This is a genomic window from Stenotrophomonas bentonitica, assembly GCF_013185915.1.
Lineage (GTDB): Bacteria > Pseudomonadota > Gammaproteobacteria > Xanthomonadales > Xanthomonadaceae > Stenotrophomonas > Stenotrophomonas bentonitica.
Genome location: NZ_JAAZUH010000007.1, coordinates 1 through 10,408 on the forward strand (window position 1 = coordinate 1; position 10,408 = coordinate 10,408).

6 protein-coding genes, 1 other RNA gene and 3 pseudogenes are annotated in these 10,408 nt (G+C 64.9%); 4 read left to right on the top strand and 6 right to left on the bottom strand.

The window, feature by feature from the left end; genetic code table 11:
• Both HGB51_RS20030 and HGB51_RS20035 read right to left on the bottom strand, forming a co-directional pair.
• Window positions 1–652, bottom strand: a pseudogene (locus tag HGB51_RS20030) (IS91-like element ISCR21 family transposase); the annotation flags it as partial.
• Between the two features lie 248 nt (window positions 653–900).
• Complete coding sequence (locus HGB51_RS20035) at window positions 901–1,905, bottom strand: GntP family permease (protein ID WP_176735132.1); 1,005 nt, start codon at window positions 1,903–1,905, stop codon at window positions 901–903.
• A gap of 38 nt (window positions 1,906–1,943) precedes the next feature.
• Here HGB51_RS20035 and HGB51_RS20040 point away from each other — a divergent pair, with 38 nt between their 5' ends.
• The 3 genes and pseudogenes from HGB51_RS20040 to HGB51_RS20050 form a co-directional block, all read left to right on the top strand.
• A complete protein-coding gene (locus tag HGB51_RS20040) occupies window positions 1,944–2,303 on the top strand; it encodes a S1C family serine protease (protein WP_425505398.1) in 360 nt (119 codons plus the stop codon).
• Between the two features lie 553 nt (window positions 2,304–2,856).
• Complete coding sequence (locus HGB51_RS20045) at window positions 2,857–3,048, top strand: hypothetical protein (RefSeq protein ID WP_216666946.1); 192 nt, start codon at window positions 2,857–2,859, stop codon at window positions 3,046–3,048.
• Between the two features lie 10 nt (window positions 3,049–3,058).
• Window positions 3,059–3,802, top strand: a pseudogene (locus HGB51_RS20050) (YoaK family protein); the annotation flags it as partial.
• Between the two features lie 105 nt (window positions 3,803–3,907).
• Here HGB51_RS20050 and HGB51_RS20055 read toward each other — a convergent pair.
• From HGB51_RS20055 to HGB51_RS20065, 3 genes and pseudogenes are all read right to left on the bottom strand, one after another.
• The gene (locus HGB51_RS20055) at window positions 3,908–6,976 is read right to left on the bottom strand and encodes an efflux RND transporter permease subunit (protein ID WP_053506937.1); all 3,069 of its coding nucleotides are present in this window, start codon (window positions 6,974–6,976) and stop codon (window positions 3,908–3,910) included.
• Complete coding sequence (locus tag HGB51_RS20060; RefSeq protein ID WP_053506936.1) at window positions 6,977–8,071, bottom strand: efflux RND transporter periplasmic adaptor subunit; 1,095 nt, start codon at window positions 8,069–8,071, stop codon at window positions 6,977–6,979.
• Window positions 8,072–8,369: 298 nt separating this feature from the next.
• A pseudogene (locus HGB51_RS20065) lies at window positions 8,370–9,194 on the bottom strand (IS91-like element ISCR29 family transposase); the annotation flags it as partial.
• Window positions 9,195–9,248: 54 nt separating this feature from the next.
• On the opposite strand from HGB51_RS20065, the gene rnpB reads away from it, so the two are divergent.
• Window positions 9,249–9,599: RNase P RNA component class A (gene rnpB, locus HGB51_RS20070), an RNA gene on the top strand.
• Window positions 9,600–9,688: 89 nt separating this feature from the next.
• Here rnpB and HGB51_RS20075 read toward each other — a convergent pair.
• Window positions 9,689–10,168, bottom strand: a complete 480-nt coding sequence (locus HGB51_RS20075) for a DM13 domain-containing protein (protein ID WP_047290306.1) — start codon at window positions 10,166–10,168, stop codon at window positions 9,689–9,691.
• Between the last annotated feature and the right edge of the window lie 240 nt (window positions 10,169–10,408).

A 10,408-nucleotide genomic window follows, 5' to 3' on the forward strand; every position in this document is an offset into this window, starting at 1 on the left:
GCGGCTTGCGCTGCGGACGCTCGGTGGTGTCCTCGTACACGCCGTCGAGCCACAGCATGTGGAAGTGGATGTTGAGATTCAGCGCGCTGCCGAAGCGCTGGATCAGGGTCACCACGCCGCATTGCGCCGTATCCCGCGGCACGCCGGCCTGATCGGCAAGCCAACCGGCGATCACACGATGCACGATGCCCAGCACCGGGCCGATCGCCTCAGGCTTGCTGGCGAACAGGAAGCGCAACGGGTACGGAAAACTCAGCACCCATTGCCGCACCGGCCGCGGGCCAAACACCTCCTCCACCAGGTGCCGCGCGCTCTCGGCCATGCGCCGCGCCCCGCAGCTGGGGCAGAAGCCGCGCTTCTTGCAGGAATACGCCACCAGCCTCTCGGCCCGGCACTGCTCGCAGACCACGCGCAGGAAGCCGTGCTCGAGCACGCCGCAGCGCAGGTAGGTCTCGAACTCCTCGCGCACATACTCGGGCAGCGGGCGGTCTTCGGCCTCAAGACGCGCGATGAAGTCCGGGTAGTGCGCCTGCACTAGCGCGTACAGCAGCGTGCGCTCGGGCAGGTGGCGCGCGTAACGCGCAGCGGCGTGGGCGGCCGGCAGTGGCGCGCACACCTCGGCCTGCCGCCGGGGTGCGGTCAGGCGCGGCACGCAGCGCTCCGTTGCAGGGACGGCTGCTCAGGGTTGCGCCCGCGAGCACGCGTTCATATCGGCGTTTTCTGATCTTCGCGTCAGACATTGCCGCGGGGCGGGTAGGAAATCTCCCGCCTCGGACGCCAGAACGCACAAAGCCCGGCACGAGGCCGGGCTTTGTGGTCTTGCTTGATGGATCGCGGGGATCCAGCCGCGCCGCGCCTGAGCATCGTGCCGGGCGGCGCCGTCACGCCGCGCACGTGCGCTCAGAACGACCCGAACATCGTCCCCAGCACGATCACCACCACCAGCGCCACGATCGAGCCGAGCACCGCGGTCACCGCGATGTCGCCGTAGCTGTCGCGGTGGGTGCAGCCGCACACCGCCAGCAGAGTCACCACCGCGCCGTTGTGCGGCAGGCTGTCCAGGGTGCCGGCGCCGATCACCGCCACCCGATGCATCAGCTCCGGCGACAGTCCGGTCTCGTAGGCGATGGCCATGAAAGTCGGACCCAGCGCATCCAGGGCGATGGTCAGGCCGCCGGACGCCGAGCCGGTGAGGCCGGCGAGGATGTTGGTCGCCACCGCCAGCGACACCAGCGGACCGCCGCCGATGCCCAGTACCCAGTCGCGCACGATCTCGAAGGCCGGCATCGCCGCGACCACCGCGCCGAAACCGACCAGGCTGCCCACCGCCAGGATCGGCAGCACCGAGGCGTTGGCGCCGGAGTCCATGCTCGAACGCAGCGAGGGGAAGCGGCGCAGGTTCAGCGCGATGGTGGTGGCGATCGCCGCGGCCAGCGCCACCGACACCGACCACATGCCCGCCACCTCGGACAGCGAGGTTTCGCCGAAGCGCGCGTACTGCAGGTAGGACACGTCCATCCGCGGCAGGATCAGCAGCGACATCAGCAGGTTCACCCCGATCACCACCGCCAGCGGCGCGAACGCAACCAGCGCCGACGGCAGGCCGCTGCCCTGGACGCCATGCGCCGCCTCGGCCGGATCGAAGGGCTGCGCCACCGCCGCGCGTTCGCGCACGATCTCGTCCTCGGCCACCATGCCGGCGTCGGGCGTGGCCAACTCGCCGAAGCCTTCGCCCGCCAGCCGCGCGCGACGTTCGGCGCGGGCCAGCCACCACAGGCCGAACGCCAGCATGATCGCCGAGGCGATCAGGCCCAGCCCGGGCGCGGCGAACGGCGTGGTGCCGAAGAACGGCATCGGGATCGCGTTCTGGATCGAGGGCGGCGATCTACAGCCCTTCCGGCGCATCGGCAGGGATCGGCTTCGCCGTGCCGGTGGACACCGTCATGCGCGTAGTCCCGCAACTCATCAAGACCGGTAAGTACATCCGTCCGGCGCTGGGCATTGAGGTGGACGAACAGCTCAATCAGCACCTGCTTGCACTGACCGGAAGCAAGGGCGTGTTCGTGTTGCGTGTTACCCCTGGTTCGGCAGCGCACAAGGCCGGCCTCGCGGGTGTCGAAGTCACGCCGCAAGGCATCGTGCCGGGCGACCGCATCATCGATGTTGATGGCCAGGCGACGGACGATGTGGCCAAGCTGCTCGCGCGGCTAGACGACAGGAAGGTCGGCGATGTGGTGGTCTTGTCAGTGGAGCGGGCCGGCAAGACTCGCGAGATGCTTGTGGAACTACAACCGGGAGTTTGATGGAAAGTGGGTCATGGATCTGCACAGCGAAGCAGCCAAGCGACTTCAGCCTTGCGCCGAACTACGAGCCCTAGCTAGTGCAGTGGGGGGAAGGCTGTTTAGGTTAAATGGATATAAGGGTGTCATTTTTGATTGTGTTTTTAAAAGAAGGTGTTGATTTTTTTGGGTAAGCATTTAGGGCGTCCAAGGGTTGGAGCAGTTGGCACGGATGAGAGAGCTCAATGCTCGCTAGGGATTGGATCTATGTGTTTTTTCTGACTGACTGCTTACGTGTTGGAACGGGCAACATCGGAAAAGGATGAATCTTTATTTTCACCATTTACCGTATTTTTCGAGCCTGGGCGAAAATTAGGATGATACTTTAGCGCCCTTAATCATTCTCCCATGAAAGGCAAAACGATCCAGTCTCGGGTGTAAGTGCTCACAACATACTGATATAAAAGGGATTTTTTATGAATAGGAGAGCGCGCGACGTTTCTCTCTGTTTTTAGGGTTAGGATGAAACTTTATTTGCATCCCACATGAAGATATCCGCGCCCGGCATGCCGCCGGGGTGCAGTTCGACACCCATCTGATCCCCAACCCGGGCAATACCCGGGAGTGGATCGTGCTGTTGAAGAAGGGCGTGGGCACCAGCTACTTCCTGATCGACGAGCAGGACGAGGTGGAGTCCTTCGCCGACCTCAACGCCCTGATCGACGAGCTGCGCCAGCTGGGTATCAAGAACGCGGAAATCCACTGCTAGGGCGAGCGCCATGCCGATCCGCTATGCCAGGCGCCTGACCGGGCGCAAACGCACGGTCCTGGCCAACCGGCACCTGGGTTACGCCCTGGCCTTTGTCGCCGGGGCGATCAATGCCGGCGGGTTTCTCGCCGTGCAGCAGTACACCTCGCATATGACCGGGATCGTCTCGGCCATGGCCGACCATATCGCCCTGGGCGCCTATGATCTGGTGCTCGGCGGCCTGGGCGGGGTGCTGTCCTTTATCCTCGGCGCCATCGCCTCGACCCTGCTGGTCAACTATTCGCGGCGTCGTCGCCTGCACAGCGAGAACGCCCTGCCGCTGCTCTGCGAGGCCGCATTGCTGCTGTGCTTCGGTTTGCTCGGCGCCACCCTGGCGAGCATCGAAGGCCTGTTCGTGCCGCTGACGGTGATGCTGCTGTGTTTCATCATGGGCCTGCAGAACGCCCTGATCACCAAGCTGTCGCGGGCGGAGATTCGCACCACCCATATCACCGGCATCGTCACCGATATCGGCATCGAGCTGGGCAAGCTGCTGTACTGGAACCGCCACGGCGAACAGTTCGGCCGGGTCCAGGTCGACCGCCAGCGTCTGCAGGTGCTGAGCCTGCTGGCCCTGTATTTCTTTATGGGCGGGATTGCCGGGGCCTTTGGCTTTAACCGCCTGGGCTATGTGTCCACGCTACCGCTGGCCTTGCTGCTGATCAGCCTGGCCCTGGTGCCGATGCTGGATGACCTGCGCTCGGGCTGGCGGCGTTTTAGGCGCGCCCGTCAGATGTAGCAGGGAATAACAGCGGGTGGACAAGCTGTGCGTTGCCCACCCTACGCCACGTCACGCCAGCATAGGGTGGACAACCGCCCCTCAGACTTCTGCCTTGGTCTGCGCCTTGATCCCGTAGAACACGCAATAGAGCACCGGCAGCACCACCAGGGTGAGCAGGGTGGCGAAGCCCAGGCCGAACATGATCACCACCGCCATGCTCTGGAAGAAGGCGTCGGTCAACAGCGGGCTCATGCCCAGGATGGTGGTCAGGGCGGCCATGGATACCGGGCGTACGCGGCTGATGGAGGCCTCTTCCACGGCCTGCAGGGCGTCCTTGCCGCTGGCCAGCTGCAGCTGGATTTCATCCACCAGGACGATGCCGTTCTTCACCAGCATGCCGCTCAGGCTGAGCAGGCCGAGCAGGGCCATAAAGCCGAAGGGAATGCCGGTCAGCAGAAAGCCCAGGGTCACGCCGATCATCGCCAGGGGCACGGTGAGCCAGATCACGGTGGCGCGCTTGAACGAGTCGAACAGCAGGATGGTGATCATAAACATCACCAGATAACCCAGGGGCAGGCTGCCGAATACCGCGCCCTTGGCATTGCGCGAGCTTTCGTATTCACCGCCCCACTCCAGGCTGTAGCCCTCGGGCAGGGGGATGGCCTCGACCTCGGGCTTGATGCGCTGGAACAGCTGGGCCGCGGTTTCCCCGCTGAGCAGGGCCGGATCGGCCTGCACGGTGAGGGTGCGCTTGCGGTCCAGGCGCATGATCAACGGGTCTTCCCATTCGGTGGCAAAGCCCTGCAGCACCTGCTCGATGGGCAGATAGCTGCCCCGGGCGTTGCTCCAGATCTGCAGATCACTGAGGCTGTCGGCATTCAGCCGCTCGTTGTCCGGGGTGCGCGCGACAATCGGCAGCAGGCGGGTGCCGTCGCGGTACAGGCCCACGTTCATGCCGGAGAAGCTCATGCGCAACAGGTCATCCAGTGCACTCTTGTCCACCCCCAGTTCACGGGCGCGGGCCTCGGCAAATTGTGGACGAACCAGCTTGGTGCGCTCGTGCCAGTCGTGCATCACCGCCGTGGCCACCGGGTCCTGGCGGATACGGCGGATGGCCTCGCCACCCAGGCGGCGTAGCACTTCGGGGTCGGGGCCGCTGAAGCGCGCCTCGATCTTGCTGTCGTTGCCAGGGCCAAGCATCAGCTGCTTGAACTTGGGTTTGACCTGCGGGTACTGCTCGGCAACATGCAGTTCCAGCTGGTTGATCAGCGGCTCGATGCGCTCCAGGTTGTCGGTGCGCACCAGCAGCTGGGCATAGTTGGGGTACTGCTTCTGCGGCGAGTAGGTGAGGATAAAGCGCAGGGCGCCCTGGCCGATGCTGCTGCTGACCGTGGTCACCCCTTCCTGCTGCAGTACATGCTGATCCAGCTCGGCCACCAGTTGCTCGGTGTAGCGGATATCGGTGCCCTGGGGCAGCCACAGGTCGATAAAGAACATCGGCGTGTTGGATGGCGGGAAGAAGCTCTGACGCACCTTGCCGAAACCGCCGATGGCCACCACCAGCAGCACCGCCAGCAGCCCGAGGGTCAGGCCACGGCGCTTGAGGGCAAAGTCCAGCAGGGCACGGTAGGCGGTGAAGATCACCCCGCCGTAGGGATCGCCCTGATCCTGGCTGGTCAGGGTCTGGTTATCGCGGAAGAACAGGCTGGCGAAGAAGGGCGTCAGGGTGATGGCGGTGACCCAGCTGAGCAGCAGGGAGATCAGCAGCACCTGGAACAGCGACAGGCAGAACTCGCCGGTGGAGTCGTCGGACAGGCCGATGGGGGCAAAGGCGATGATGGCGATCAGGGTGGCGCCGAGCAGCGGCAGGTTGGTCTGCTTGACGATGGCCCGCGCCGATTCCAGAGTGCTCTGGCCACGCTGGCGGCCGACCAGGATGCCTTCGACAATTACAATGGCGTTGTCCACCAGCATGCCCAGGGCGATCACCAGGGCGCCAAGGGAGATGCGCTGCAGTTCGATGCCCAGCAGGCGCATAAAGATAAAGCTGCCGAGCACCGTCAGGGCCAGGATCAGGCCGATCAGCAGGCCGCTGCGCAGGCCCATGAAGACCAGCAGCACGACGATGACAATGACCACCGAGGCGATGAAGTTGATCACGAAGTCACGCACCGAGCTTTCCACTTCGGCGGCCTGATCGTAGAACACCTGCAGCTGCATACCGGCGGGGCGCTGGTTGTCCAGCTCGGCCAGACGTGCATTGATCGCCGCGCCCACGTCCACCACGTTGACCTTGGGTGCGAAGGACACGCCCAGGGTCAGGGCCGGCTGGCCGTTCATGCGGTAGAGGTTGCCCGGGGTTTCGCTGAAGCCACGGCTGACCTGGGCGATATCGCCCAAGGTGATCTGCTGCGGGCTACCCGGATCACTGATGACCAGGCGTTCAAGTTCGCGTACGTCCTGCAGTTCTCCCGTGGGGTGCAGGCGGATCGATTCGCTGCCGGCGAGGATACGCCCGGCGTTGGACACCACGTTCTGCTGGCTGAGCACCTGAGCCAGACGCTGCGGGGCGATGCCCAGGCTGCTCATCTTGCTGCGCGAGATTTCCACCTGCACCTGTTCCTGGCGCACGCCGGCCAGGCTGACCTTGCCCACCCCCGGCAGCAGCACCAGCTCACGGCGCAGGTAGTCGGCGAAATCGCGCAGTTCCTGGGCGCTGTAGCCCTCGCCGGTGAGCAGCAGGAAGAAGCCGAATACATCGCTGAAATCATCCCGCACCTGCGGCGGGTTGACCCCCGGTGGCAGGTTGGGCTGCAAGTCGTTGATCTTGCGCCGCAGTTCATCCCAGATTTGCGGGATCTGCTCGGCCTTGTATTGGCTGTGCAGTTCCAGGCTGATCTGCGACAGCCCGGCACTGGAGATGGAGGTGACCTTCTTGATCGAGGGCAGCTGCTGGATGGCGTTCTCCAGCGGGTAGCTGACCTCTTCTTCCACCTGCTGCGGCGAGGCGCCGGGGTAGCTGGTGATGACCATGGCGTTCTTCAGGGTGAAGGACGGGTCTTCCAGGCGGCCGATTCCGAGAAAGGCCAGCAGCCCGCCGATGCCCAGCACCAGAGTGACCAGCCAGCTGGTGACGCGACGCTGGATAAAGTAGCCGGCGATATCCATTTACAGCCCCCGCTCGCGTACCCAGGGCCTTACCGCCTGGCCTTCCTCCAGCTCGGCGCCACCCACGGCAACGATCTGCTCGCCGGGTTCGATGCCGCTGAGTACTTCGATGCTGTTGCGGCTCAGCTGGCCCACCTCGACCTGGCGGGCCGTCAGGCGTAGCACGCCGTCCTGCTCGCGAGCCACCCACACCTGCTTGACCTCGGGGCCGCTGTCGTCCGGACTGAACACCGCCTCCACCGGCACCAGCAGGCGGCTACCCAGGTCACGGCTGACCTGGGCCAAGTCAACCTTGACCGTGGCACTCATCCCCGGTAGCAGGTTGAGACCCTCGGGACGCGGCATGGACAGGGTCACCTGATAGGTCAGGGTCTTGGGATCAGGCTGGGTGCTGTGCTCCTTATAGACCGCCTCGAACTCGCGGCCGGGCAGGCTGTCGAGAATCACGCTGGGGTGATAGTCGCGGTTCTCTTCACGGCTGCGCAGGTTGGTCAGCAGGTTTTCCGGCATCTGAAACAGCACATCCAGCTGATTGCCGCTCTGCAGGGTGACGATGGGCTGCTTGGCCTGTACCACCTGGAAGTTGTCCACATGGGTATTGGCCACCACCGCGTCGAAGGGCGCCAGAATCCGCGTGTACTCCAGCTCCTGGCGGGCCAGGCTGAGGGCCGCGCTGGCCGAGTCCAGGTTGGCCTTGCGCTGGTCATGCTCGGCGCGGGAGATCATCTGCCGCTCCAGCAGCTTGGCGATGCGCTGGAACTGCACGTTGGCCAGGTCATAGCTGGCCTGGCGATCACGCAGGCGCAGGCGCTGGTCGGCGTCATCCAGGCTGGCAATCAGCTGACCGCGTTTCACCGGCTGTCCCTGCAGCACGTTGAGGGTCTTCAGCTGGCCGCCGATACGGAACGACAGCTCGGCCTCCTCGGTGGCCTTCAGGCGCGCGGGGAATTCGCGCAGGCGCGCCCCGGCCGGATCTTCCACGGTAAACAGCTTGACCAGGCGCGGCGCCTGTTCCTGGGGGGCGGGAGCCTGGTCGCAGGCACTCAGCAGCAGGCCGGCGGGCAGGCACAGAAAAAGCAGGGGACGAAGGTTCAAGGTGGCTATCCCTAATCTGGCGAGATCAATAAAAAGGCAGCCGGGTATAGGAAGTTCAACCGCCCTTTTTGGCGAGTCTGGCGGGTAGGAAGCGGCCGCGCAAGCGCCGCTTTGGGCACAGATCGGGCACAGATCGGGGGTTCATGCGTGGGTTTTCGACATCGCGGGGCCACGCAGCGGCTCAGTGCGTAGCCATTTCTCACCGAATCCCGGCACAGGGCCGAGCGCAGCCCTGCGGGGTCGTGGCCGCATCGGATCGGACTCTGGCTTGGCTGCCGGCTGTGTGGCCGGCACCTCGTCACGCGGCCGGCGGCGGCGCGCGCGCTGCGGGCCGGTAGTGCGCTTGCTCCAGCGCGCCGTGCTTCTCGAAGTGGGCGAGGATGGCGCGGATGGCGGTGGGTTCCTCGATGCTGGCGACGATCCGCACCGCGCCGCCGCAGTGGGCGCAGGTGGTGACGTCGATGGAAAAGACCCGCTTGAGCCGTTGCGCCCAGCTCATCGCACGGCGCTTCTGCTCGGGGCTGCGCGGCTCGTCGTGGGCGCTGACGTCCACTGGCGCCGCATCGCCCGCAGGCCGCTTGCCGCGCCCCGAGGGTGTCAACTGCGCGCGCAGATTCGCGTTCGGGGCGAATACGCCGTGGAAGCGGGTGAGATGCGCGCGAGGTGGCGGGACCAGTGCCGCCAGCTTGGCGATGAAGTCCACCGCATCCCATTCGACATGCGTGGTGCCATTGCGCCACGGCGTCTTGAGCTGATACCGCACCCTACCCTGCGGTGAGATCGACAGCCGCTGCTCGCTGATCGCCGGGCGCGTGATGTAGCGGCACAGCTTTTCGAGCTTGTGGCTTTCGTGTGCTTCCGCGGCCACGCCGGCATGCAGCGAGAAGCCACCGACCTTGCCGGCATCGCCCTCCAGCGAGCCTGCGTCACCGGGCAATGTTTGCAGCGTGACGACCTTGCGGCCAGCGTCGCGACCGGTGGCGATGCGGTAGGTCATCGAACTCATCCGCAGCCCATCCATGCCGTCGTCGCTACCCGCGCTGTCGGACAGGAACACGGATTCGTCTTCGCCTTCGAGCCAGCCGCGGCGCGACAGGTGCCGGCACACGCGATGCGCGATGGTGTGCCGCGACCGGCACGGCAGGAAGGGCGTGCGTACGCTAGAATACGCGCTGGCGGAGTCGGCCAGACAGTCGCGTCATCCCTTCGGGGTGCCGAGGAAAGTCCGGGCTCCATAGGGCAAGGTGCCAGGTAACGCCTGGGCGGCGCAAGCCGACGGAAAGTGCAACAGAAAGATACCGCCTACGTCTTCTTCGGAAGGCCGGTAAGGGTGAAATGGTGCGGTAAGAGCGCACCGCGAGTCTGGCAACAGACCGGCACGGCAAACCCCACCTGGAGCAAGACCAAATAGGGATCCTTTGGCGCGGCCCGCGTTGGATCCGGGTAGGTTGCTTGAGCGTTGCGGTGACGTAACGCCTAGAGGAATGACTGTCCACGACAGAACCCGGCTTATCGGCCGGCTCCGCCTCTTTCTTACGGTAGGCCGAGCATGGCTCGGCTCTACAGTAGAGCCGAGCCATGCTCGGCTGCTCTTCGCCCAGATGCTTGGGATGTTGTTCAACCCGGCGTGCGGTACTGCCCGGCGGAAATGAACTGCTCGAACCGTTCGCACCACACCACTACGGTGGTGTAATCGTCCACGTTGACGCTTTCAGGCACGTCCACCAGGAAACGGTTGAAGGTCTTCACCTCGCCGATGCGCTGGGCCTGTGCCTTGATCTTCAGGAAATCGGCCTTGTTGTCGACGAAGTCACGGACCAGGTACACCTTGTAATCCGGACCCGGACCCATCTTGCCGTCGAACGCGACCTGGCGCGGGCTGACGCTGACGTTGCCTTCCGCCCAATGCACCGCATCACTGCCCTTGAGGTCGCGGCGAAAGGTGGTGCGGTAGGGGGCGTCTTTCATGGCCGCCTGCACCTGCGCAACCGGCGGGTCATCGGGGGCGATCAGGATCGGCAGGAGATAGACGCCCAGGCCGAAGCCCAGGCCGAGGGTGAGCAGGTGGGTGGCGAGCAGGATGAGGATGCGGCGCATGGGGCCTCCTTGTGGTTGCGATCGATCGCGCGGCGAAGTGCCGGGCCTGACCACCCTGGGAGGTCAGGGCCGGGGTATAGGAAGTTCAACCGCCCTTTTTGGCGAGTCTGGCAGGTAGGAAGCGGCCGCGCAAGCGCCGCTTTGGGCACAGATCGGGCACAGATCGGGGGTTCATGCGTGGGTTTTCGACATCGCGGGGCCACGCAGCGGCTCAGTGCGTAGCCATTTCTCACCGAATCC

What these genes read in the sequence shown, in the direction of transcription:
- HGB51_RS20040 (WP_425505398.1), top strand. Translation starts at nt 1,944, where the DNA reads ATGCGCGTAGTCCCGCAACTCATCAAGACCGGTAAGTACATCCGTCCG.
- HGB51_RS20055 (WP_053506937.1), bottom strand. Translation starts at nt 6,976, where the DNA reads ATGGATATCGCCGGCTACTTTATCCAGCGTCGCGTCACCAGCTGGCTG.
- HGB51_RS20035 (WP_176735132.1), bottom strand. Translation starts at nt 1,905, where the DNA reads ATGCGCCGGAAGGGCTGTAGATCGCCGCCCTCGATCCAGAACGCGATC.
- HGB51_RS20075 (WP_047290306.1), bottom strand. Translation starts at nt 10,168, where the DNA reads ATGCGCCGCATCCTCATCCTGCTCGCCACCCACCTGCTCACCCTCGGC.